The sequence below is a fragment of the Dongia sp. genome, from assembly GCF_041905885.1.
In the GTDB taxonomy this organism is placed as follows: domain Bacteria; phylum Pseudomonadota; class Alphaproteobacteria; order Dongiales; family Dongiaceae; genus Dongia.
On sequence record NZ_JAYRKD010000011.1, the window covers coordinates 15,775 to 41,322 of the forward strand.

Below are 25,548 nucleotides of genomic sequence, written 5' to 3' on the forward strand. Positions count from 1 at the left end.
AGGGGCATTGTCATGACCAAGGCGACCATCACCGGCAGCGGCTCTGGCTTCACCAAGGAAGACGGCGCACTCACCTCCACCGGCAAGCTGACGGTTAGCGACCCGGACGCCGGCGAAAACCAGCCGATCGTCATGACGAATGCCGCCAGCGCCGGAGGCTACGGCACCTGGTCGATCGATGTCCTCGGCAACTGGACCTACAAGCTCAACAACTCCCACCCTGCCGTGCAGGCGCTCGGGCTCGGCGACAAGCTGGTCGATACTTTCACCGTCACCAGCGCGGACGGCAGCGCCACCAAGACCATCGCCATCACGATCAACGGCACCAACGATCTCGCTTCAATCGGCGGCCAAACCACCGGCAGCGTTGCCGAGGATATCGATCCGATCGCCACCGGCACCCTCACGGTCTACGACAAGGATCAGGGCGAGAACCAGGCGGTCGCGGCAACCGACAAAGACTCCGCCATGGGCTACGGCACGTATTCGGTCGATGCCGCCGGCCAGTGGACCTACACGCTCGACAGCAGCGATGCCGCGGTCATGGGCCTGGGCGCCGGCGAGAAGCTGACCGACAGCTTCACCGTCAAGAGCGAGGACGGCACCGCCAGCAAGGTCGTGACCATCACGATCAACGGCACCAACGATGTCGCCACGATCGACGGAAAGGATTCCGGGGACGTCACCGAGGACGGCACGCTGACCGCCAGCGGCACGCTGAATGTCCACGACGTGGACAACGGCCAGGAGCACACCGTCGCAGTGACCAACCAGGCGGCCAGCTACGGCACCTGGTCGGTCAACGCCAACGGCGAATGGACCTATAATCTCGACAATGCCAACACTGCCGTGCAGGCGTTGCAGGCTGGGCAGACGCTGACCGACAAGTTCACGGTGACCAGCGTCGACGGCACCGGTACCAAGGAAGTCAGCATCACCATCCATGGCGCCGACGATTCGACGGTCTTCAGCGGCGACACCACCGGTACCGTCCAGGAAGACATCACGCTCGGTGCCACCGGCACGCTGCACGTCTCCGACAGCAACCCGGCGGAAGAGGGCACGCAAGCGGCCTCCGGCACCGCCACCTACGGCTCCTGGTCGATCAATACCGAGGGCGAGTGGAGCTACTCGCTCGACAATGGCAACCCCGCGGTCCAGGCGCTCGGCGCCGGCAAGCAGGCGACCGACAGCTTCGACGTCGTCAGCACGGATGGTTCCACCACCCAGACGGTGACCATCACCATCAACGGAACCAATGATGCGGCGACCTACGTCTCCTCGACTTTCGCCAAGGCGGTGAAGGAAGACGGCGTGCAGACCACAAACGGCACGGTCACCTTCAGCGATCCCGATGCCGGCGAGTCCGGCGCCGCCGCGATGAGCGGGCAGGCGGCCAGCTACGGTACCTGGTCGGTCAATGCCAGCGGCCAGTGGAGCTACACGCTCAACAACAGCCATCCCAGCGTCCAGGCGCTCGGCGTCAACCAGACGCTGACCGACAAGTTCACGATCACCAGCGTGGACGGCACCGCCAGCAAGGAAGTCAGCGTCACCATCAACGGCACCAACGACCTGGCCACGATGAGCGGCCAGACCACCGGCAGTGTCGCCGAAGATTCCGGCGACATCGTGACCGGCATCCTCAACGTCAACGACAAGGACAACGGCCAGAACCACACCAAGGCCGCTTCCGGCGTCGCGACCTACGGCACCTGGTCGGTGGACGGCTCCGGGCAATGGAGCTACGACCTCGACGACACCAAGGCGGCGGTCAACAGCCTGGCGCCGGGCGAGAAGCTGACCGATAGCTTCACCGTGAAGAGCGAGGACGGCACCGCCAGCAAGCTCGTGACCGTCACCATCAACGGCGCCAACGACGCGCCGGATGCGCAGGCGGCGTCGTTCTCCGGCGACGAAGGCACCAAGATCACCGGTCAGGTGTTCGCCATCGATCCCGACAACGGCGACACCCAGACCTTCAGCCTGGCCAGCGGCGGCGGCGCCCTGCACGGCAGCGTCGTGGTCAATTCCGACGGCACGTTCGAGTACAAGGCCACCGACGAGAACTACAACGGCCCCGATTCCTTCACCTACGAGGTGACGGACAAGTATGGCGCCAAGGACACCGCGACCGTCTCGCTCACGGTCGATCCGGTCAACGACGACCCGGACACGCCGGTGGACAACGACCCGGCTGACAACGCCATCTATGCCGGCGCCACCGCCGGAACCGAGGTCGGCATCACGGTCCATGCCGACGATATCGACGGCGACACGGTGACCTATTCGCTGAGCGATGACGCGGGCGGCAGGTTCACCATCGACACCAACACCGGCGTCATCACGGTCGCGACCGGCGCCACCATCGAGGAAGACTCCTATTCCGTCACGGCGGTGGCCGACGACGGACATGGCGGCACCTCGGAGCAGACCTTCGCCATCAACGCCGGCCCCCTGGTGGTCGATTGGAGCGGCGCCACCGGCGCCTTCACCACCATCCAGGACGCGGTCGACTATGCGGCGACCCTCAACGGGCCGATCCGGATCGTGGTCCAGGACGGCGAGTATGCGGAGCAGGTGCAGATCGGCGGTTCGGCGCTCGACGGATTGACCATCGAGGCGGCCCCCGGCGCCACCGTCACGGTTGTCCCGCCGACCGGCACCTGGGAGGTGACGGCGACCTCGCCGACCTCCGGCCGTGAATACGACGGCCTGATCACCGTCGTCGACGCAGACGGCGTCACGCTGAAGGGCATGACCGTCGACGGGCAGCAGCTGGGCGATTCCACGCACCTGGTGGGCAGCGTGAATCCGACCATGGCCGGTATCGTCTACGTGAATTCGACCGGCGGCTCGATCGACGGCATGACGGTCACCGGCATTCGCGAGAACGAGGCCAACTTCGGCAACCAGCGCAACGTCGGCATCGCCGTGCTGAACAGCGATCCATCGCCCGGCGCTCCCAATACGCCGTCCGCAAGCGAGGCGGCATCGCTCAACACCATCGAGATCAAGGACACGACGGTCACCGACTTCCAGAAGACCGGCATCCAGGTCTCCTACGCCAGCGTCGACATCCACGACAACTCCGTGACCGGCGCCGGCTTGCATGCCGTGCAGGCGCAGAACGGCATCCAGGTCAACGGCTCGACCGGCAGCGTGAACGACAACGAAGTCAGCGGCGTGAGCTATGGCGGAACCGCCTGGGCGGCCTCCGGCATCCTGACCTTCGAGAATCGGGACCTCGAGATCGACGGCAACACCGTGACCGCGACGCCGGGCTCGAGCACCATCGGCATCGCAGCCGAGGATTCCGTCGGCACGACCATCACCAACAACACGATCGACGGCGCCGAATACCCGATCGACGTCGAGGACTATCCCTCCAGCTGGGGCTACCCGGACCCGCTGGGCGGCGGCACCTACGACCTCAGCAGCAACCAGATCCTCAACACCACGTCGGGCGCCTACTTCGAGGCCGACGCGGCTTCGACCGAGGCGTTCAACGTCATCGGCACCGCCAAGGGCGATACCATCATCACCGGCGCCGCGGAGGACACGCTCAGCGGCGGGGACGGCGACGACACGCTCGACGGTGGCGCCGGCAACGACGACATGACCGGCGGCAATGGCGACGACACCTTCACCGTCGACGAGACGGATGATGAAGTCCACGAGGACAGCGGCGTGGGCAGCGGCACCGACACCGTCATCAGCTACGCCACTGACTACAAGCTGAGCGACAATGTCGAGAAGCTCACGCTGGCCGAGGGCAAGGCCAGCCAGACCATCGACTTCGACAGCCCCGCCTACACGCCGGGCGCGATCACGAACGGCGAGAACGGCTGGAAGGTGGTCGGACCGAACCCGGGCGGCGGCGTCGAGTCCGGTGACGCCGAGCACGGCAACGTCTACCGCATCGCCAACGATCCCTCGAACGGCGCCTTCGGCGGCCCGTACACCCCGGAACTGTCGGTCAAGGCCGGCGAGCTCTCGGCCGGCGCCGATACCAACCGGATCGCCTATACCCTGAACTTCAAGCCGGCGAGCGAGACCCCGGACGGGTCGCGCGTGGAGATCGACTTCGCCAATGCGGCGGGCACCGATCGCCAGAACTTCATGGCGCTGGAATTCACCGCGGACGGACTCCGCCTGGTGGTCAACGAGCCGACGACCACGCCGGACGTGTGGAGCGAGAACACCTTCGCCTTCGACACCGGCAACCGCATGCTGGCCGACAACATCGACCCCAGCATCTGGCACAACATCCAGGTGGTGCTGACGGCCAACGACGGAGCGAGCAACGACGTGGTCCAGATCTATCTCGACGGCAACCTGGTCGGCACCAGCACCAGCTTCGAGAACTATCGCGACTTCCACGTCGCGACCGAGGATCACGACACCAATGCCGCCGACAACCTGATCGACCGGCTGATCTTCCGGGTCGGCGAGGCGAGCGGAAACAGCTTCCCGCAGGACGGCGCCGGCGGCTCCCGGGCCGGCTTCCTGATCGACGACATCCATACGGCGGCCGGCGCGGCCCTCAATGGCGAGGGCAACGAAGGCGCCAACGAGATCACCGGCAACAGCCTCGGCAACAAGCTGCTCGGCAACGGCGGCGATGACACGATCGACGCCGGCGGCGGTGCCGACACGATCACCGGCGGCAAGGGCTATGACGCCATCGACGGCGGCGCCGACCACGACACCGCGGTGTTCAGCGGCAACTTCGCCGACTACGACATCTCGACGTCGGCGGGCTCGATCGTGGTCGCGGACAGTGTCGGGGGTCGCGACGACACCGACACGCTGACCAATGTCGAGGGCCTGAAGTTCGCCGACACCACCGTGCTGATCGTCGATCAGACCGGCGAGTTCGGCGAATACCAGACGATCCAGTCGGCCGTGGATGCGGCCGGCAGCATCACCGGCCACGTGACGGTGCTGGTGATGAACGGCAACTATGTCGAGAACGTGGTGATCGGCCGGTCCGATCTCGCGTTGGTCTCGGAAGCCGGCAAGGACGGCCCAAGTGGGACGACCATCACCGGCATCCCGGCCAGCGGCGAGCTCGGCACGATCCAGCTTCTGCCGGGCGCCGACAACGTGACCATCGGCGGCATCGGCCAGGGCTTCACGATCGTCGGCTTCGACAGCACACCCGGCATCGAGGCGGGTGCGATCTACCTGCAGGGCGATCACGACGGCGTCGTGATCCAGGGCAACAACGTGGTCGCCAACGGGGATTCGGGCCTGACCTCCGAGTTCGCGGCCGCGAACACCAACATGCTGATCGACAGCAACGAGTTCTCCGGCCAGACCTTCAACGGCCTGGAACCCGGCGGGATCGGCTTCGGCAACCAGTTCACCGACCCCAATGTCCCGCGCCAGCTGGTGGTGCTCGGCAACGGCGGCGGCGCCGGCGAATCGGCGTCGCAGCACATCACCTTCTCCAACAACCTGGTGAGCGGCACGACCGGCGGCATCAGCTCGGTCGACCACACGACGCCCCAGGGCAACACCCTGGTCACCATCGACGCCTCGCATTCGGTGATCGACGGCAACACCTTCACCGGCGACACCGGCGGCACGGGCTACGCGCTCCGCGCCCGCCGCGACGATACCGAGATCACCGACAACAAGCTGGATGAAACCACCGGCGGCAGCACCACCGGCATCCTGGTGCAGAACTCCAAGGTGTCCGGCACGCTGATCGACGACTATTTCCACGGCAACAGCTTCACCGGCGGCAGCGGCGACGCGAAGATCCTCAGCATGACGCCGGGCAGCGACACGCTCGACGGCGGCAGCGGCAACGACCTGCTGTCCGGCAGCGGCGGCGACGACACCATCAACGGCAACGGCGGCAACGACACGCTGCTCGGCGGCACCGGCGCCGACGCCATGGCCGGCGGCGACGGCAACGACACCTACTCGGTCGACAACATCGGCGACGCCGTCACCGAGGCGGCCGGCGAGGGCACCGCCGACATCGTCTACAGCACGATCGACTACACGCTGACGGCGAATGTCGAGAACCTGACCCTGGTCGACGGCCCGACCGACAGCCAGAACATGACCTTCGAGGACTATGCGACCGGCAAGATCGCCGACGGCCAGAACGGCTGGAAGATCGCCGATCCGAACGTCAACCAGTCGGTGGTGGACACCGGCGAGCCGGGCCACGGCAAGGCGTTCCAGATCGTCAACAACCCGACCACCGGCGGCTTCAGCACGTTCACACCGGAGCTCGCGGTGAAGGTCGGCGAGGCGGGGATTCCCGGCGCCACGAACGGCACCATGACCTACTCGCTGGACATCAAGCCCGTGGCGGAAGCGGCCGGCGACGGCTCGCGGGTGGAGATCGACTTCGCCAACGCGGCGGGCACCGATCGCGAGAACTTCCTGGTGTTCGAGAACACCGCGACCGGAATCCGCCTGGCGGTCAACGAGCCGACCAAGGACGGCGACTGGGCCAACAACGACTTCACCTTCGAGGACGGCAACCGCACGCTGATCGACGGCCTGGATCCCAGCCAGTGGCACAACATCCAGCTGGTGCTGCAGGCCAATCCCGGCGGCGACAACGACGTGATCGAGGTCTATGTCGACGGCGTCCATGTCGGCACAACCACCACCTTCGAGAACTACCGCGACTTCCAGGCGCCGAACACCGGCGATGCCGGCCACGACGCCAATGCGGCCGCCAACCTGATCGACCGGCTGATCTTCCGGGTCGGCGACCCGGGCAACAACTCGCCGGATGCAACCCACCAGGGCTTCCTGATCGACAACGTCCAGACCAGCACCGGCGCTCTGAAGGCGACCGGCAACGAGCTTGGCAACATCATCACCGGGAACAGCGCCGACAACATCATCGAGGGCAAGGGCGGCAACGACACGATCGACGGCAAGGGCGGCCATGACACGGCCGTATTCTCCGGCGATTTCGACGACTACACGTTCTCGTCTTCCGGCGGCGTCCTGACGGTGCAGGACAACGTCGCGGCCCGCGACGCCACCGATACGGTCACGGTCGAGGCGCTGCAATTCGGCGGCGACGGCACGCATGTTCTGGTCGTCGGCAGCGGCGGCTATGCGACCATCCAATCGGCGATCGACGCGGCGTCGGCCGGCGACACCATCCTGGTCAATGCCGGGACCTACCACGAGAACGTCAACGTCAACGAGTCGGTGACCATCATCGGCGTCGGCAACGTCGTGATCGAGGGCTCGTTCCGCACCGACAACCCGTCGATTCCATCGGGCACGACGGTCGGCGACTGGCTGGAGAGCGCCACCGCGTATAACGGCAACTCGGGCAGCGGCGTCACCGTCAACGCGGACGATGTCACGCTGCAGAACCTGACGATCACGACGTTCCTGACCGGCATCAAGCTCAACGCCAATGACGGCCTGACCTTGAACAACGTGACCGTCGATGACTCGGTCCGCGGCATCTACAAGGAGAGCGGCCCGGCCAACGTCACGAACTTCGAGATGAACGGCGGCGCCCTCACCAACAGCTATCAGGGCATCGTCATCAATGCCGCCAACCCGTCCACAGAGACGCCGGGCGACGGCTCGTTCGACAACGTCACCATCAATGGGACCCTGTTCGAGCACCTGACCGAGAAGGGCATCTACGCCGAGCAGCTCAGCAATGCGCTGATCCAGGGCGTGACCATGAACGATGTCGGCGAGTACGGCCGCGGCCCAGCCTTCGGGGGCAACGGCACCTTCGGCAACGGCATCGACATCAACCTGAAGTACGAGCCGTTCAGCAACATCACGATTCAGAACGCGACGTTGACGAATGTCGGCCACAGCTATGGCAATGACGCGGTGCCGGACGCGACCGGTGCGGCGATCGTGGTCAAGGCCCGGGACGATGCCCCGGCCTATGCCAGCCCGGCGGCGTCCCTGACCGGCGTGCTGATCGAAGGCGGTTCGATCGACGGCACCTCGACGGGCATCCGCATCGGCGAGCCGAGCAAGAACAACGCCGGCCCGAGCGGCGTCATCGTGGACGGCGTCAACATCACGAATGCGACTTCCGGTGAGTATGACAACCGGACGCAGTCCGTCCTGGATGTCACGCTGACCACCGATCACATCGTCGATGCGTCGGCGATCGCGACCGGCAGCATCGTGTTCCACGGCACTGCGGACGCCGACCAGATCACCGGCGGCGGCGGCAACGACACCCTCAACGGCAATGGCGGTGACGATACCCTCACCTACAAGGTCGGCGGCGGCAACGACATCGTGGACGGCGGCGCCGATACCGACACGCTGGTGGTCACCAACGGCGGCGCTGCGCCGACGACCTTCGATGTCACGGCGTCGGGCGCCGATCCGGTCCACATCGCCATCACCGGCGGCAAGACGGTGGACGCCAGCAATGTCGAGGAGCTGACCTTCAACCTCGGCTCCGGCGGCGATACCGTGAACGTCGGCAACCTCAACGGGACCTCGGTCCTGCCGAGCACCATCGCCGTCAATGGTGGCGATGGTGCCGATATAGTCGACGCCGACGCAATCTCCGCCGGCAACCCGGTGGGCGTCGTGTTCAACGGCGGCAAGGGCGATGACATCTTCGTCAGCGGCGCCGGCGACGACACGTTCACGGGCGGCGCCGACCACGATGTGGCCAACTACAGCGGGACGCTCGCCAACCTCTCGTTCCAGTTCAACGGCACGGGCCCTGGCCAGACCCTGACCGTCACCTCGACGGCGGGCGACGGCACCGACACGCTGAGCGGCGTCGAGCGGATCGACGTCGGCGCGACCCATGTGCTGATCGTGGGCGCGGGCGGTTTCGCCACCATCCAGGCGGCGATCGATGCCGCCGGAGACGGCGATACCATCCTGGTCGGGCCGGGCACCTACAACGAGAACGTCATCGTCGACAAGTCGGTGACCATCCAGGGCTCCGGCGACGACACCGTGATCCAGGGCGACTTCCGTTCGGACAACGGCATCCCGGGCGGGACCACGGTCGCCGAATGGCTGGAAACCGCCGCGTCCTACACCGGCGCTTCGGGCAGCGGCGTGACCATCGCCGCCGACAACGTGACCTTGCAGGGCCTGAAGATCACCGGCTTCTCGCAGGGCATCGAGCTCGGCAGCAATGACGGGCTGACGGTCAGCGGCGTCGATATCTCGGAATCCGTGGTCGGCATCCGCAAGGGCACGGCCGCGGTGGTGACGGGCTTCGACCTCGAGGGCGGCTCCATCACCGACAGCTATCACGGCATCGCCATCTATGCCGCGAGCAGCGGCGCCGGCGATTTCAGCGGCGTCACCATCAACGGCACGCACTTCGAGAACCTGACCGAGAAGGGCATCTACGCCGAGCAGCTGAGCGACGCCGTGATCGACGGCGTCTCGATGGAGAATGTCGGCGAGTTCGGGCGCGGCCCGGCCTTCGGCGCCAGCCAGGTCGGCCAGTTCGGCTCCGGCATCGACATCAACCTGAAGTACGAGAACTACTCGAACATCGAGATTAAGAACTTCGACCTGCAGAACACCGGCCACAGCTTCGGCAACGACGCCACGGCCGACAACACCGGCGGCGCCATCCTGGTGAAGGCCCGCGACGACGCGCCGTCCTACGCGAGCCCCGCCGGGCATCTCAGCGGCGTCTCGATCCATGACGGCACGATCGACGGCACCGGCGTCGGCATCCGCACCGGCGAGCCCGCCAAGGGCAACGCCGAGCCGGCGCTGACCATCAACAACGTGGAGATCAGCAACGCCGATATCGCGCAGTACGACAACCAGACCCACTCCGTCACCACCGTGACCCTGACCGGCGGCGACGACACGGCGGTGGCGGCGGCGGGATCGATCGGCGCCTTCCACTTCAACGCCGGCGACGGCCAGGACGACGTCACCGGCGGCGGCGGCGACGACCGGCTGACCGGCGGCAAGGGCGACGACACCCTGACCGGCGGCGGCGGCGGCGACACCGCCGTCTTCTCCGGCAACATGGCCGACTACACCATCACCTGGGACGGCCAGACCGCGACCGTGCACGACAATGTCGGCACCGACGGAACCGACACCATCGTCGGCGTCGGCAAGCTGCAATTCGCCGACCATGCCGCGATCCTGGTCGGGCATGGCGCGGATGCCGAATACGCGACCATCCAGTCGGGCGTCGATGCGGCGGACGACGGCGACGCCGTGCTGGTCGGCACCGGCACCTTCGCCGAGGACGTGCTGGTCAGCGGCAAGGCGATCACCATCGACGGCGCGGGCCGCGGCGTCACCAACACCGAGATCGACGGCACCATCACGGTCTCCGGACTCGTGGACGGCGCCGCCAGGGTGGCTGACCTGATCCTGGATGCGACCGGCAAGCAGGTCGGCATCAACGTGACGGCCAGTTCGACGGGCTTCGCCGGCAGCTTCACCCTGGACAACGTCCTGGTGGAGAACGCGCAGACCAACGGCCTGGCCTATATCCGCCAAGGCAATGGCTCGACGCCGACCCTGACCGACACGCTGGGCGAGATCACGATCGAGAACAGCGAGTTCGCGAACAACGCCACCACCAACTTCGGCGGCGGCGGGCGCGGCGACGTGCTGATCTTCGGCTACAACCAGGATCTGACCATCGACAATGTCAGCATCCACGATGCCGGAGCGGCGGCGCAGAAGGCGATCCAGCTGCGTGGCCTGCAGAGTCCGGGCGACGTCGCGAACGTCGGGCCATTCCAATCCGGCGGCAACGTCACGCTGAACGCCATCACGGTGACCGGCAGCTATCTGCAGGACGGGATTGCCATCTACCGCTACGCCGACTTCGCCGACTTCAACGCCACCAACGTCTCGCTGATGGCCGCGGCGCCCTGGGGTCTCATCAATCTCGACGAGGTCGGCGGCGGCGGGATCAATCTGCAGGGCATCGGCGGCTTGAACTCGGCGCCCGGCGGTCTGTTCGCCCATGTCCATGACCTGCCGACCGACGACCAGATCTTCGGCACCGATGGCCACGACATCTTCGAGGCCAGCGGCGGCAAGGACACGTTCCATGGCAACGGCGGGGACGACACCTTCCTGATCAACGATCCGGCCAACCATCCGGCCGGAGAGACGATCGACGGCGGTGCCGACGTCGACACCATCCTGTTCACCGACACGACGGATGGCCACCTGCTGACCTTGCACAACGTCACCAACGTCGAGCATGTGACGATCGCCAACGCGCTCGGCGTCACCACCGGCACCGGGAAGCTCGACGTCGATGCCAGCAGCCTGACCACCGACGTCACGCTCACCGGCAACGACGGCGACAACAAGCTGACCGGCGGATCGGGCAACGACCACCTGGTCGGCAACGGCGGCAACGACACGCTGGACGGGGGCGCCGGCGACGACACCCTGACCGGCGGTGACGGAAACGACTACTATTTCGTCGATAGCAGCGGCGATTCCGTGGTCGAGCAAGCGGGCAAGGGGATCGACACGGTGGAGAGCTCGGCCTCCAGCTACACGCTGCCCACCGATGTCGAGAACCTGGTCCTCAGCATGGCGGCCGGCAACATCGACGGCACCGGCAACGGTGATGCGAACACCATCACCGGCAACAACGGCGCCAACACCATCGACGGCGGCGGCGGTGCCGACACCTTGTACGGCGGCGGCGGCGTGGACCACTTGATCGGCAACCTCGGCATCGACAAGCTCGACGGCGGCGCCGGTGGCGACCACCTGCAGGGCGGCAGCGGCGCTGACACGCTGACCGGCGGCGCCGATGACGACACGCTGGAGGGCGGGGCCGGCCCGGATACGTTCCGGTTCGACTCCTTCGTCGACGGCCACGACACCATCGCCGACTTCGACGGGGAGAACGACAACCTGTCGTTCAAGGCGTCGCTGGATCTCAACAACAACGGGATCATCGACGAGCTGCAGGCGCAGATCTCGTCGATCGACGACCAGGGCGACACCGGCGACGTGGTGGTGCACTTCACGGCGGGCGGCTCGATCACCTTCGCCGGCTTGGGCAGCACGGCGACACCGACCACCGACATCACCCAGCTGGTCGCGGATCCGTCGCAGATCCAGACCCACAGCTAAGCCGCGATTCGGGTGGTCCCGGGAACGGGGCCACCCCGGCGGCTTTCAGGGCACATCCGCAGCCGGCCGCCACAAAATATGGCGGTCGGCTGTCGCATTTGGGGCCAAGGATCGACGTCGGGCCTGCCGTATCATCCGCTGAAATAGTGCTTAGCCCGCCGGCACTCCTCACACCAAATTGGTGACATTTTAAGAAAATACTATCGGACCATTGACTCGCCCGGAAAGGCCCTGGCAACTTTTGCGCAAGTTTCCGGCGTCCAAACAGCCGGCGATGAACAGGGGGAGCCGAGCAGGGGATGGATCCGGGACAGTTCTCGACGCTCGTTGCTGCGCTCTACGACGCCTCGGTGGACCCAGCGGGCTGGGCCGGCGTGGCGCACCTTGCGGCGCGCTCGTTCGAGAGCGCGAGCTGCCTGTTGCAGGTACAGAATCGCGCCAACGGATCGGGCCAGGTGCTGGGCCACACCAGCAATTTCACGGCGGCGAGAATGTCCGCCTACAGCGAGTACTATTTTGCTCATGACCTCTGGGCCACGCGCGCCATGGAACTGGGAGTTGGCAGGGCGGTCCTTGGCAGCGAGCTCGTCCCGGAGCCGGAAATCTACAGCACCGAACTCTACAACGACTGGCTTCGGCCGACCGGGATCTTCGACCTGGTCGGCGGTTCGGTAGCGTTGGCGGCCGGCAATGTCGGCCTGGTCGGCATCCATCGGCCCCAGGACGCCGTGCGGTTCGACCGCACCGACCGCGACTGGATGGGACATTTCCTCGAGCATTTCGGCCGCGCGGTCGATCTGCAGAACCGGCTGGGCCAGGTCGAGCATCGGTTGAACGTCACGCTGGACGCGCTGGAGCGGCTGGATGTCGGCGTTCTCGTTGTCAACATGCGGGCCAAGGTCGTCTATGCGAGCCCGTCGGCCGAAGCGCATCTCCGGCAGCGCCTGGGCATCGTGCTGCACCACAAGGTCCTGGCCGTCGCCGACCCGAGCCGCGATTCAGAGCTCAAGCGGCTGATCCAAGGCGCAAGCCTCGGCGCGGTGGGCAAGTCGATCAGTACCGGCGGCCTGATCACGGTGCCGCGACGCGACACCACGCCGCTCACCCTTCTCATCTGTCCGCTCTCGCCGAGTTTCCTCGGCCCCGGCGCGACCGAGCCGGTGGCGATGGTCTTCATCGGCGATACCGAAACGCGCCGCCGCCCGCCCCAGGCCGTCCTTTCCAAGCTCTACGGCTTCAGCGCCGCCGAAGGCCAGCTCGCCAGCGCGCTGCTCGCGGGCGATTGCATCCAGGACTACGCGCGGCATGCGGGGGTGAGCATCAACACCGCGCGTTCGCAGTTGAAGAGCATCTTCGCCAAGACCGGCCATGCGCGCCAGTCAGCCCTGATCCGGGACCTCGCGAACAATCCCGTGCTGCGCATGATGCAATCTTAGGCGCACGCCGGACCCGGTTGCCCCTGGCTCGAGATTTGGCGCTGCGGGACGCTTTGGCTATGATCGCCGCGAACCGGAGCCGGAGAGACCAGGCGTGGCGGAACGCGATCGAAGCGGGGAAATCGAGCAAAGCGCCCTCTTGGAGCGCGAGGCGCGCCTGCAGTCGATTCTGGAGACCGCGCCCGATGCCATCATCGTGATCGGCGAGACCGGAATCATCGAATCCTACAGCGCCGCGGCCGAGCGGCTGTTCGGGTTCCTGGCATCGGAAGCCATCGGCAGGAACATCACGCTTCTGATGCCGCCGCCCTATCGCGATCGGCACGACGGCTATCTCGAGAACTACCGTCGGACCGGCGAACGCCGGGTGATCGGGATCGGTCGGGTCGTGGTCGGCCAGCGCAAGGACGGCACGACCTTCCCGATGGAGCTGGCGGTCGGCGAGGTCGATGCCAACGGCCGCCGTCTGTTCACCGGCTTCATCCGCGATCTCACCGAGCGGCAGCTGACCGAGAACCGGATGCAGGAGCTGCAAGCCGAGCTGCTGCACATGTCGCGGCTGAGCGATGTCGGCCAGATGGCCTCGGCGATCGCGCATGAGATCAACCAGCCGCTGACTGCGGTGCTCAATTATGTCCAGGCGGCGCGGCGCATGCTCGAGGATGCCAACATGCATATGCCGCCCAAGGCGACCGATGCGATGGACAAGGCCGCCGCACAGGCGGCTCGGGCGAGCGACATCATTCGCAACCTCCGCAGCTTCATCCAGAAGGGCGAAAGCGACCGCCGGCTCGAAGACCTCAACAAGGTGGTTGCCGAAGCGATCGCGCTCGGGCTGGTCGGCGTAAGGGAGACGGGCATCTCGGTCCATCTCGAGCTGAGCGGCGAGCCGTTGCCGGCTTTCGTCGACAAGGTGCAGATCCAGCAGGTGGTCTTCAACCTGGTCCGCAACAGCATCGAGGCGATGACGGAGGCTGGGCCGCCCAGGCGCCTGCGGGTAACGACCGGACTCTCTCCGGCGGCCGACGACGCCCGGATGGTCGCGGTCGTGGTCGAGGATTCCGGCCCTGGACTGGCGCCGGAAATTCAGTCACAGCTGTTCCAGCCGTTCATGACCACCAAGGAAAAGGGCATGGGACTGGGTCTCTCCATCTGTCGCTCGATCGTCGAATCGCATGGCGGGCGGATCGGGGCCGAGCCCAACGGCGAACGCGGGGTCAGCTTCCGTTTCACGATTCCGCTGGCGGAGCAGGATGATGACGACGCGACCGAATAGCCTCGTTTTCGTGGTCGACGACGACGAAGCCGTCCGCGATTCGCTTCAGCTCCTGCTGGAGGCAAACGGCCATCAGGTCCAGGTCTTCGAAGCCGCGCTGCGTGCGCTCGAAGCCTGCGCCGGCGCTGCGCCGGGCTGCGTCGTCACCGACATCCGCATGCCGGAGATGGACGGGCTGGAGTTTCAGGAGCGGCTGGCCAAGACCCACCGCGATGTTCCGGTCATCGTCATCACCGGCCATGCCGACGTTCCTCTCGCGGTCCGGGCGATGAAGGCCGGCGCCGCGGATTTCATCGAGAAGCCGTTCTCCCACGAAACCATTCTCGCCAGCATCGCGTCCGCCATGGCGCGGTCGGCAGCCGATATCGATCCGGCGGTGCAGGCGCGGCTCGATGACCTGACGCCCCGCGAACGCGAGGTGATGGAGCTGCTCGTGGTCGGGCATCCGAATAAGGTGATCGGGTATCGTCTCGACATCAGCCCGCGCACTGTCGAGATTCACCGCGCACGCGTGCTGGACAAGATGAAGGCGCGAAGCCTGGCCGAACTGGTGCGGATCGCCATGCGGGCCGGCGTCGATCCGGCCTCGTAGGTATCCGGTTGCGCTTCAGGGCGCGGTGCCGTTCGCGGCCAGACCCTGCCGGCGCGACTGAAGGGCGTTCCTGACCGTATAGGTCAGGACGGATTCCTTGACCGGCCGTTCCAGATAGGCGAAGGCGCCGGCGCGGATTGCCGCAGCTCTTGCCGCCGGTTCGCCCCTGCCCACCAGGAAGACAACCGGCAGATGGGGACCGCCATCATTGAGCGCTCGGGTGAGCGCAAGCCCTTCTTCGATATGCCGGTCAAAGCCGAGCATCAGGCATCCGGCCTGGCTGAACTTGTCGTCACAGGGCATCCCGGCGATGGTCCGGAAGTCCTCGACCTCGAAGCCGTTCGACTCAAGCAGCACCTTCAGGGAGTCGCGCACGATGTCATCCTGCTCGACGAGGTAGATGGACTGTCTGGTCATGCTGACCCGGAACGCCATGGTGGCCGCACTGCGGCCGATCTAAGTCAAGTTGATCGTCGGGGGCCGCTTCGAGTATCCGGTATTCCCCGTACATGCCCGAGGCTCTAGAAGCCGACCTTCACGATCCGTTCGTGGAGCGCCCGGTAGTGGCGCTCGACCGCGTTTCCGAACAGGGGATCGTAGCCCTTGGTGAGTCCATCGAACTCCCGCCAGTCCGCGTCGTCGAACATCGCGATCAGCCGTGGAAAGAAGCGCTCTTCCTCGAACTCCATATGCTGGCGGGAATGGCTGAGGTAGTCGTCGGCGAGCTTCCGGAACAGCGCGCGCGGCACTTCGACGTCGTGCTCGACATTGTGCAGCGCGGCGGCGAACCGGTGCGTCAGCTGCGCCAGTAGCTCGTGATCGGCGGTCAACCCGCCGACCAGCGCCTTGGATGCGGGATCGCGTTCCAGCAGGCGGCGCAGCAGCCGCTCCTCCCGGGGATGGTGGATCAGGTCGGGATAGTTCAGGGCGTAGTCGACGATTTGCCGCATCAGGTCGAAGTCCGGATGCCCGGCTTCGAGCTCCTCTTCGAGGACGCGCAGCAGCTGGCGCATATTGCGATGATCGATCTGCAGTTGCTCAAGGATGGCGGGCATGGCGGCTCTCTCCGCGATCATTGGCCATGACGGGCTAAGAGGTTGAGGCATCGCCGTGATCGGGGATATCAGGGCAACCCCGTATGCGATCACCCTCCGCGGCGGTGTAAGGGGAATTCCGAATACTCCTCGCTGCGTCGTGGTGCACTAAGTCTTCTGGCCAACTGGAGATAGCCAGGGACTCGCAGCATGCTGGACACGCAGGCAACCACTCACGATCCGGCCGGCGTTCGATCGCGCAGCAACGCACGGATTCACAGCAGCCGGCTGGCGGTCCGACTTGATCGAAATCAGAGCGACGCCTGTCGAATAGGTTCATAGAGGGCATACCGCGCGTATCTCAGAGACCCAGCGCAGCGGCTGAGGCACCCCAGCATGATGGCTAACGACTGGAATCAAAGGATTGACGGGCTGGTGTTCACATATCGTTCCACGATAGAGCGAGGCAGCGCGGGGACGGCTTCATGGTTCTCGTAACGACGATCCGACAGGTCCTGACGATCGCCGACGCTCTGGAGCGCGCGGCCGTCCGGCGATACGAGGCGCTGGGCGCCTGCATGCGTCGCGTGGGACATGCCGATCTGGCCCGCGTCTTCGAGGCGCTGGCACAGGAAGAGCGGCGGCATGTCGAGAGCGTCGAGCACTTGGCGCAGATGTCGCATTCGTCCGGATCGACCGCCGACATTGCGGGAATCACGTTGCCGGAAACATTCGAGATCGGCGACGCCGCCGCGGCCGCCCTGCTGACACCCTACAAAGCGCTGGGCATCGCCGTCCGAGGCGAGGAACTGGCCTTCTCCTTCTGGACCTACGTCGCCAGCGAGGCGGCCAACCCCGAAGTTCGCGCGCAAGCCGAGGCGATGGCGCGGCAGGAGCTGGTCCATGCGGCGAAGCTCCGCCATGAGCGCCGCCGAGCCTATCATGCGGAGCGCCAGGGCCGGCAGGCGGAAGCCGCAGACGCGCTCGATGACCAGGCGATGCAAAGCTTCGTCGCATTGCAGGAGCGCGAGACCGCGACGGCGCTGCACGATGCCGCCCGGTACCTCGACGGTGAGGTCGATCCGGGTCTGCTGAACCTGATCCGCGGCTTCGCCGCGAGCATCTCTGCCGAAGCTGCGGCCGACAAGACTGACATGGGAACCGCGACCATCATCCAGCGCGCCGCCGCAGTGGGTCCGGTCGGCATCCTGTTCGAGGCCGCCGGAAGCGTGGAGAAGCTGATCGAGCAGTATCTGGTCCTGCTGCGGCGCGCCGAGCATGCGCGCGGCCAGGAAGAAGTGAGCCGGCGCTGCGAGAAGGCCACGGCGGCCGTCGCCGCGCTGAACGACCGGCTCTACGCCCTGGAGCCGAGCCTGACCGAGCTGGCGCACCAGGCGCCCTCCGCCGCGCAAGGGGAGGCGCGTCCGTGATGATTGCGCGTATCCTGCTGGCACTGTTGGTCACCCTTCTGCTCGGCGGGTCCGCGGCGGCGGAGAGCCGCCTGCAGGAGTTCCTCGGGAAGGCGCAGCCCTCGGAGCTGGCGGAGGGAGCCGACCGCTTCGGCACGGTGGAAGGCACGCCGCCGACCGCGCCGATCTTCAAGGGCAACCAGCTGCTCGGCTTCGTCTATCTCAATTCGGATGTGGTCGATGCGACCGGCTATTCCGGCAAGCCGATCCGGATCCTGGTGGCGCTCGACCCCAAGGGCAAGATTCTGGGCGGGAAGCTGGTCGATCATCACGAGCCGATCGTTCTGGTCGGCATTCCCGAGGCGAAGATCACCGCGGTGATCGACCATTTCCGCGGCACCGACGTCCACGACGTCGCCTCCGGCGGCACCGGCGTGCAGGCGCCCGACATCGTCAGCGGCGCGACGGTGACGGTCCTGGTCATCGGCGACAGCATCATGCGCTCGGCGATCAAGGTGGTGCAGGCCAAGGGCCTCGGCACCGCCGCCGGTGCCGCCGTTGCGTCCGCGCCGCCGGAGATCGTCACGGTCGATACCGACAAGAATACGGTCGAGGACTGGCAGACATTGATCGGCGACGGATCGGTCAGGCGCCTGCGGATCTCGATCGGCGACATCAACAAGGCGTACCAGGAATCCGGCAACGCCGACGCTGCCGCCCGGCCCGAACCGGGCAACCCCGATGCTACCTTCATCGATCTCTACGTAGCGCCGGCGACGATCCCGAGCGTGGGACGCAGCCTGCTGGGCGACGCCGCCTATGCGCAGATGCTGCAAAGCCTTGCGCCGGGCCAGCAGGCGATCCTGGTCATGGGCGAAGGCCGCTATTCCTTCAAGGGATCGGGCTATGTCCGCGGCGGCATCTTCGATCGCATCGAGGTCGTCCAGGACCTCGAGAGCGTCCGCTTTCACGACAAGAATCATACCCGGATCGGCGCGATCGCCGCGGCCGGCGCGCCGGCCTTCAAGGAAATCGGCCTGTTCGCGATCCCGGCCAAGATCGAGTTCGACCCCGCCAAGCCCTGGCAGTTGAAGCTGCTGGTGCAACGCGCGACCGGAGCGCTGCAGAAGGCGTTCCTGATGTTCGACCTGCGCTATCTGCCGCCGGAGAAATACCTGAAGCGCAGCCGGGCGCCGGTCGTCGTCGCCGAAGCGCCGGCCGACGCAGCAGCCCCCGCGCCCGCTGCGGAAGGCGCGCAGCCCGCGCCGGCCGCGGCGCCCACCGGCGAGACGCCGCTCTGGCAGCGGATCTGGACGCAGCGCTGGCTGCAGGTCGGCGTGCTGCTGGTCGCGATCGGCGTCCTGACCCTGATCTTCTTCTTCCAGGACTGGCTGGTGCGTCGCCCGAAACTCTTCGCCAAGGTGCGCACCGGGTTCCTGCTGTTCACCCTGTTCTGGCTCGGCTGGATGGTTCATGCCCAGCCGTCGGTGGTCAACGTCCTCACCTTTGCGAATGCGCTGATCACCGAGTTCAAGTGGGACTATTTCCTGATGGACCCGCTGCTGTTCATCCTGTGGTGCAGCATCGCCGGCGCGCTGCTGTTCTGGGGACGCGGGCCGTTCTGCGGCTGGCTCTGCCCGTTCGGCGCGCTGCAGGAGCTCACCAACAAGGTGGCGCGCCGCCTGAAGGTGCCGCAGGTGACCGTGCCCTGGGCCGTCCATGAACGGCTGTGGCCGATCAAATACCTGGTCTTCCTCGGCCTGTTCGGCGTCTCGCTCTATTCGCTGACGCTCGGCGAGCAGCTCTCCGAGGTCGAGCCGTTCAAGACCGCGATCGTGCTCCGCTTCATCCGCGACTGGCCGTTCGTGCTGTTCGCACTGGCGCTGGTCGGCGCCGGTCTCTTCATCGAGCGGTTCTTCTGCCGCTACCTATGTCCGCTCGGCGGTGCGCTGGCGATCCCCGGCCGCATGCGCATGTTCGATTGGCTGAAGCGCTACCGCGAATGCGGCAATCCCTGCCAGCGCTGCGCCATCGAATGCCCGGTTCAGGCGATCCGGCCGGAAGGCCAGATCAATGTCAACGAGTGCATCTACTGCATGCACTGCCAGCTGCTCTACTGGGACGATCACAAATGCCCGGTGGTGATACAGCGCCGCCTGAAGCGCGAGAAACGCCTGGCGACGACTTCTCCTTCCATGCTGCCCGCAACCGCGGGAAAGACCAGTCCAAGTCGAAAAACGGAGGTGCTACCATGACTGTCAAGAACGACGACACGCCGAAATTCACCCGGCGCAACATGCTGACCGGACCGGCGCGTCTCGCGCTGCTCGCCGGCGTCGGCGGCGTTGCCGGCGGAACCGCGCTGGGAACGCTCGGCCAAGGCTTCTCGCGTCCCGCGTCTGCTCAAGAGGCCGGGCAAAGCGTGAATGTCGAGCCGGGCCAGCTCGATGAATATTACGTGTTCTTCAGCTCCGGACAGAGCGGCGAGCTGCGCATCGTCGGCCTGCCGTCCATGCGCGAGCTGATGCGCGTTCCGGTCTTCAACCGTTGCAGCGCCACCGGTTGGGGCCAGACCAACGAGAGCCGGAAGATCCTGACCGAGGGCCTGCTGCCGGAGACCAAGGAATTCCTGGCGAGCCGCGGCGGGACCTACCAGAACGGCGATCTCCATCACCCGCATATGAGCTTCACCGACGGCACCTATGACGGCCGCTACATCTTCGTCAACGACAAGGCGAACACCCGCGTGGCGCGGATCCGCGGCGACGTGATGAAGGTGGACAAGATCATCCAGCTGCCGAACCAGTCCACGGTGCATGGCCTGCGGGTGCAGAAGTACCCGAAGACCGGCTATGTGTTCTGCAACGGCGAGGACCGGGTGCCGATCCCGAACGACGGCAAGATCCTTGACGACCAGAAGCAGTATCACTCGATGTTCTCGGCGGTCGACGGCGAGACCATGAAAGTGGCCTGGCAGGTGATCGTCACCGGCAACCTCGACAACGTCGATGCCGACTACCAGGGCAAGTACTGCTTTGCCACCTGCTACAATTCCGAGGAAGGCGTGACGCTCGCCGAGATGACCGCCAAGGATCAGGACTGGGTGGTGGTCTTCAACCTGAAGCGCATCGAGGAAGCGGTAAAGAAGGGCGACTTCAAGGAGATGAGCGGCGTGCCGGTGATCGACGGCAAGCAGGGCTCGCCCTATACCCGCTACATCCCGATCGCGAACAACCCGCACGGCATCAACACCGCGCCGGACGGGCAGCACGTCTGCATCAACGGCAAGCTCTCGCCCACCGTCTCGATCATGGACGTGACCAAGCTCGACGACCTGTTCGACGACAAGATCCAGCCGCGGGACGTGATCGTCGGCGAGCCCGAGCTCGGCCTCGGGCCTCTCCACACCGCCTATGACGGCCGCGGCAACGCCTACACCACGCTGTTCCTGGACAGCCAGGTCTGCAAATGGAACATCGAGAAGGCCAAGCAGGCCTATGCCGGGCAGAAGGTCGATCCGATCATCCAGAAGCTTGACGTGCACTACCAGCCCGGCCACAACCACAGCTCCATGGGCCAGACCAAGGAGGCGGATGGAAAATGGCTGATCAGCCTCAACAAGTTCTCCAAGGACCGCTTCCTGAACGTCGGCCCGCTGAAGCCGGAGAACGACCAGCTGATCGACATTTCCGGCGACGAGATGAAGCTGGTGCACGATGGGCCGAGCTTTGCCGAGCCGCACGATGCCACGATCGTGCATCGCTCCAAGGTCAATCCGATCCACATCTGGAAGCGGGACGACCCGATGTGGGAAGAGGCCCGGGAGCAGGCCAAGAAGGACAACATCGACCTCGATACCGCGGCCGACGTGGTCCGCGACGGCAACAAGGTCCGCGTCTACATGTATTCGATTGCGCCGGCCTTCAGCCTGGAAAACTTCACCGTCAAGCAGGGCGATGAAGTGACGGTCTACGTCACCAACATGGATGACGTGGAAGACCTGACGCACGGGTTCACGATCAACAACTATGGCGTTGCCATGGAGATCGGGCCCCAGGCGACCTCGTCGGTGACCTTCACCGCCGATAAGCCGGGCGTCTACTGGTATTATTGCCAGTGGTTCTGCCATGCCATGCATATGGAGATGCAGGGCCGGATGTTCGTCGAACCGAAGACGGCCTGAGCATGAAAGGAAGGGCATCCTTCCTGGGTATCATCCCGGCGGCGATCTTCGCCGTCGGGATGACGCTCGCTTCGGTCGCCGCGGCGGGCACGGTCGAGATCGCGCCTGGGATTTCGCTCCAGGCCGCGATCGACCGGGCCGCGCCGGGCGATGTTCTCCGCCTGGAGGCGGGTACGTTCAGCGGCCCGGTCACCATCGCCAAGCCGCTGACGCTGGAAGGCGTGGCGGGAACGATCATCGAGGGCAACGGGACCGGCAAAGTGCTGGTCGCGGACGCACCGGGGATCGTGCTGCGGAACCTCGAGGTGCGCGGCTCCGGCTCGCGGCTCGATCTACAGGATTCGGGGATCTTCCTGACGCGCAACGCGACCGGCGCGCTGGTGGAGCATAACCGCATCATCGGAAACCTGGTGGGGATCTACGTGCTGGGCGCCGCCAACAGCGTCGTCCGCGACAACGTGATCGAAGGCCGCCAGAACCTGCGGATGAACGAGGACGGCAACGGCATCAACATCTGGAACGCCCCCGGCGCAAGGATCCTCGCCAACGACATTCGATACGGCCGCGACGGCATTTATGTGATCTCGAGCCGCAAGAACCTGTTCCAGGGCAACCGGATGCGGGACCTGCGCTACGCGGTCCACTACATGTATACCAACGACAGCGAGGTCTCTGGTAACCTGTCGCTCGGGAACCATGCGGGCTTCGTGATCATGTATTCGGACCGCCTGAAGGTCGCCGGCAACCTCAGCCTCGGCGACCGGGACAAGGGCCTGTTCCTCAACACCGCCAACAGCTCGGACATCGGCGAGAACACGGTACGGCCCGGCCCGGAGAAATGCGTCTTCATCTATGCGGCGAACAAGAACTGGTTCCACGACAACTGGTTCGAAGGCTGCGACATCGGGATCCACTTCACCGCCGGTTCGGAGCGCAATCGCATCGCCGGCAACGCCTTCGTCGGCAACAAGACGCAGGTGAAGTATGTCGGGACGCGGGTGCTCGACTGGTCCGACAAGGGCCACGGCAACTATTGGAGCGACAACCCGGCCTTCGACCTCAACGGCGACGGAGTCGCCGACACCGCCTACAAGCCCAACGACATGGTGGATGAGATTCTCTGGGTCAACCCGAATGCCAAGATGCTGCTGAACAGCCCGGCGGTGCAGGTGGTCCGCTGGGCGCAGGCCCAGTTTCCGGCGCTCTATCCGGGCGGCGTCGTGGACAGCGCGCCGCTGATGGCGCCGCCCGCGATCGAGGCACCGGCATGGAAGGGAGGCGCGCAGTGAGCGCGATCGAGCTTAAATCGGTGCGCAAGCACTATGGACCGTCGGTGGCGGTCGAGGACGTCAGCCTGGACTTGCCCGAGGGGCAGACCGTGGCGCTGGTCGGGCATAACGGGGCCGGCAAGACCACGCTGTTCAAGCTGATGCTCGGCCTGATCCGCCCGACCTCGGGCGTGGTCCGCGTGCTCGGCGAGGATCCCGGCACCGCCGCCGGGCGCGATGCGCGCATGAATATCGGCTACCTGCCGGAGCATGTCGTGTTCTCCGGCGCGCTGACCGGCCGGGAGATGCTGCGCTTCTACGCATCGTTGAAGGGGCGTTCCGCGCGTGAATGCGACGCCCTGCTGGAGCAGGTCGGCCTTGCCGCCGCCGCGAGCAAACGGGTCAACGCCTATTCGAAAGGCATGCGCCAGCGCCTCGGCCTGGCCCAGGCGCTGCTGGGCGAACCCCGGCTGCTGTTCCTCGACGAGCCGACCACCGGCCTCGATCCGCTGGTCCGGCAGGGCTTCTACGACCTGGTCGGCGAGCTGCGCGGCCGCGGCGTCACCGCGCTGCTCTCCTCGCATGCCTTGAGCGAGCTCGAGGCCCGGATCGACCATGTCGTCATCCTGCACCACGGCAAGGTGCTGGTCTCGGGCACGCTGGATGCCTTGCGGCAGCTGGCGGGCCTGCCGATCCAGGTGGAGCTGGCCGTGACCGAGGCCTTCGGACCGCAGGACCTCGCCGGGCTCGACGGGCTCACGATTTCCGCCGGCGGCCTCAATGGGCACCGCTCGCTGGTCTGCGCGTCGGCGCACAAACTGGAATTGGTGCGCCGGGTCGCGGCCATGCCGCAAGTGACCGACATCTCCATCGTGGAGCCGAGCCTGGACCAGATCTATGCGCATTTCCTGAATGGCGAGGAGGAGCGGGCATGAACGCCATTCTCGCCATCGCCAAGAAGGAAATCCTCGACGGCATCCGCAACCGCTGGATCGTGGCGACAACACTTCTGCTCGCGGCCCTGGCCTTGACCTTGACCTTCCTCGGCAGCGCCCCGACCGGCACGGTCGGCGCCAGCCCGCTGGCGGTCACCCTGGTCAGCCTCTCCAGCCTCTCCATCCTGCTGCTGCCGCTGATCGCGCTGCTGCTCTCTTACGACGCCATCTGCGGCGAGTTCGAGCGCGGCACGATGCTGCTCCTGCTCAGCTATCCGGTGTCGCGCTCCAATCTGATCCTCGGCAAGTTCTTCGGGCATCTGTCGATCCTCGGCTTCGCGACCGTGATCGGATACGGTTCGGCGGCGATCGCGCTCGGCGCCACCGGGGCGGACATCTCGGGCTGGCAATCCTTTCTCTCGATGATCGGCAGTTCGGTGCTGCTCGGCTCCGCCTTCCTGGCCCTGGGCTATCTCGTCAGCGCTGCCGTCGCGGATCGCGGCGCGGCCGGCGGCCTGGCGATCGGCATCTGGCTGCTGTTCGTGCTCATTTACGACATGGCGCTGCTCGGCTTGCTGGTGGTCGACCAGGGCAAGGTGATCACGGCGCCGGTGCTGAACGCGCTGCTGCTGTTCAACCCCGCCGACGCCTATCGCGTCCTCAACCTCACCGGCATCGGCGGCGTCAGCCAGTTCACCGGCATGGCCGGCGTGAGCCAGGACGCGGCCTTGCCCGCGGCCGCCCTGCTCCTGGCCTTGCTGCTCTGGACCCTGGTGCCTTTGGCCCTCACCACGTTTGTCTTAAGGAGGAGGCAGGTATGAACGCCTTCCGGAAACTCGCCCTCGCCACGCTGCTGATTCTGGCGGCCTGCTCGAAGCAGGAGGAGCCGATCCCCGCGCCCCAAGCGATGGCGGCGGACGCCACGGGATATTACTGCGGCATGCTCTTGACCGAGCATGGCGGCCCGAAGGGCCAGATCCTGCTGCGCGGCACCGACACCCCGGTCTGGTTCACTTCGGTCAGGGACACCATCAACTTCCTGCGCCTGCCCGAAGAGCCCAAGGATATCGGCGCCATCTATGTCAGCGACATGGCCAAGGCGCCGAGCTGGGAGAACCCGGGCGGCGAGAACTGGATCATGGCCAGCGACGCCGTCTACGTCGTCGGCAGCGACCGTCAGGGGGCGATGGGCGGGGCGGAAGCCGTTCCGTTCGGCGCCAAGGACGCGGCCGCGGCCTTCGCGTCGGCGCATGGCGGCAAGGTCGTGAGCTTCGAAGAGGCCAGAGCCGCCGTGGCAGAAACCGCCAACCAATAGAGGGCAC

General features: G+C 66.0%; 13 protein-coding genes. 11 read left to right on the forward strand and 2 right to left on the reverse strand.

What is annotated here, in order from left to right; translation table 11 throughout:
• Positions 1–12: 12 nt before the first annotated feature.
• The 4 genes from ACH2CY_RS13050 to ACH2CY_RS13065 all read left to right on the forward strand — a co-directional run bounded on the left by ACH2CY_RS13050 (position 13) and on the right by ACH2CY_RS13065 (position 15,397).
• Positions 13–12,093 carry a VCBS domain-containing protein gene (locus ACH2CY_RS13050; RefSeq protein ID WP_395019668.1) on the forward strand — a complete coding sequence of 4,027 codons (12,081 nt, stop codon included), beginning with the start codon at positions 13–15 and terminating at the stop codon, positions 12,091–12,093.
• A gap of 299 nt (positions 12,094–12,392) precedes the next feature.
• The gene (locus ACH2CY_RS13055) at positions 12,393–13,529 is read left to right on the forward strand and encodes a helix-turn-helix transcriptional regulator (RefSeq protein ID WP_395019670.1); all 1,137 of its coding nucleotides are present in this window, start codon (positions 12,393–12,395) and stop codon (positions 13,527–13,529) included.
• A 94-nt stretch (positions 13,530–13,623) separates the two neighbouring features.
• On the forward strand, positions 13,624–14,805 hold the full coding sequence (locus ACH2CY_RS13060; protein WP_395019672.1) for a sensor histidine kinase: 1,182 nt from the start codon (positions 13,624–13,626) through the stop codon (positions 14,803–14,805).
• A gap of 10 nt (positions 14,806–14,815) precedes the next feature.
• Positions 14,816–15,397, forward strand: coding sequence for a response regulator transcription factor (locus tag ACH2CY_RS13065; RefSeq protein WP_395019674.1), 582 nt, complete (start codon positions 14,816–14,818; stop codon positions 15,395–15,397).
• 15 nt (positions 15,398–15,412) lie between these two features.
• On the opposite strand, the gene ACH2CY_RS13070 is transcribed toward ACH2CY_RS13065, so the two are convergent.
• Positions 15,413–15,832 (reverse strand): response regulator, encoded by a 420-nt coding sequence (locus tag ACH2CY_RS13070; RefSeq protein ID WP_395019676.1) that lies wholly within the window; start codon positions 15,830–15,832, stop codon positions 15,413–15,415.
• 86 nt (positions 15,833–15,918) lie between these two features.
• Positions 15,919–16,452 (reverse strand): hemerythrin domain-containing protein, encoded by a 534-nt coding sequence (locus ACH2CY_RS13075; RefSeq protein ID WP_395019678.1) that lies wholly within the window; start codon positions 16,450–16,452, stop codon positions 15,919–15,921.
• A 464-nt stretch (positions 16,453–16,916) separates the two neighbouring features.
• Between ACH2CY_RS13075 and ACH2CY_RS13080 the strand changes: the two genes are divergently transcribed.
• Genes ACH2CY_RS13080 through ACH2CY_RS13110 form a run of 7 tightly spaced genes read left to right on the forward strand, consistent with a single transcriptional unit; the run spans position 16,917 to position 25,541 of the window.
• A complete protein-coding gene (locus ACH2CY_RS13080) occupies positions 16,917–17,861 on the forward strand; it encodes a ferritin family protein (protein ID WP_395019680.1) in 945 nt (314 codons plus the stop codon).
• Positions 17,861–20,095 (forward strand): 4Fe-4S binding protein, encoded by a 2,235-nt coding sequence (locus tag ACH2CY_RS13085; protein ID WP_395019681.1) that lies wholly within the window; start codon positions 17,861–17,863, stop codon positions 20,093–20,095. Before ACH2CY_RS13080 ends, ACH2CY_RS13085 begins: the two co-directional genes overlap by 1 nt.
• Complete coding sequence (nosZ, locus tag ACH2CY_RS13090; protein ID WP_395019683.1) at positions 20,092–22,023, forward strand: TAT-dependent nitrous-oxide reductase; 1,932 nt, start codon at positions 20,092–20,094, stop codon at positions 22,021–22,023. Before ACH2CY_RS13085 ends, nosZ begins: the two co-directional genes overlap by 4 nt.
• Before the next feature lie 2 nt (positions 22,024–22,025).
• A complete protein-coding gene (locus tag ACH2CY_RS13095) occupies positions 22,026–23,312 on the forward strand; it encodes a nitrous oxide reductase family maturation protein NosD (protein WP_395019685.1) in 1,287 nt (428 codons plus the stop codon).
• Positions 23,309–24,226 (forward strand): ABC transporter ATP-binding protein, encoded by a 918-nt coding sequence (locus tag ACH2CY_RS13100; protein WP_395019687.1) that lies wholly within the window; start codon positions 23,309–23,311, stop codon positions 24,224–24,226. Before ACH2CY_RS13095 ends, ACH2CY_RS13100 begins: the two co-directional genes overlap by 4 nt.
• Positions 24,223–25,047 carry an ABC transporter permease subunit gene (locus tag ACH2CY_RS13105; protein ID WP_395019689.1) on the forward strand — a complete coding sequence of 275 codons (825 nt, stop codon included), beginning with the start codon at positions 24,223–24,225 and terminating at the stop codon, positions 25,045–25,047. The genes ACH2CY_RS13100 and ACH2CY_RS13105 overlap by 4 nt, the downstream gene beginning before the upstream one ends.
• On the forward strand, positions 25,044–25,541 hold the full coding sequence (locus ACH2CY_RS13110; RefSeq protein ID WP_395019691.1) for a nitrous oxide reductase accessory protein NosL: 498 nt from the start codon (positions 25,044–25,046) through the stop codon (positions 25,539–25,541). Before ACH2CY_RS13105 ends, ACH2CY_RS13110 begins: the two co-directional genes overlap by 4 nt.
• The last annotated feature ends 7 nt before the right edge of the window (positions 25,542–25,548 follow it).

Coding starts and splice junctions, on each gene's coding strand:
- ACH2CY_RS13080 (WP_395019680.1), top strand. CDS start 16,917: ATGGTTCTCGTAACGACGATCCGACAGGTCCTGACGATCGCCGACGCT.
- nosZ (WP_395019683.1), top strand. CDS start 20,092: ATGACTGTCAAGAACGACGACACGCCGAAATTCACCCGGCGCAACATG.
- ACH2CY_RS13095 (WP_395019685.1), top strand. CDS start 22,026: ATGAAAGGAAGGGCATCCTTCCTGGGTATCATCCCGGCGGCGATCTTC.
- ACH2CY_RS13105 (WP_395019689.1), top strand. CDS start 24,223: ATGAACGCCATTCTCGCCATCGCCAAGAAGGAAATCCTCGACGGCATC.
- ACH2CY_RS13050 (WP_395019668.1), top strand. CDS start 13: ATGACCAAGGCGACCATCACCGGCAGCGGCTCTGGCTTCACCAAGGAA.
- ACH2CY_RS13075 (WP_395019678.1), bottom strand. CDS start 16,452: ATGCCCGCCATCCTTGAGCAACTGCAGATCGATCATCGCAATATGCGC.
- ACH2CY_RS13085 (WP_395019681.1), top strand. CDS start 17,861: ATGATTGCGCGTATCCTGCTGGCACTGTTGGTCACCCTTCTGCTCGGC.
- ACH2CY_RS13070 (WP_395019676.1), bottom strand. CDS start 15,832: ATGGCGTTCCGGGTCAGCATGACCAGACAGTCCATCTACCTCGTCGAG.
- ACH2CY_RS13110 (WP_395019691.1), top strand. CDS start 25,044: ATGAACGCCTTCCGGAAACTCGCCCTCGCCACGCTGCTGATTCTGGCG.
- ACH2CY_RS13055 (WP_395019670.1), top strand. CDS start 12,393: ATGGATCCGGGACAGTTCTCGACGCTCGTTGCTGCGCTCTACGACGCC.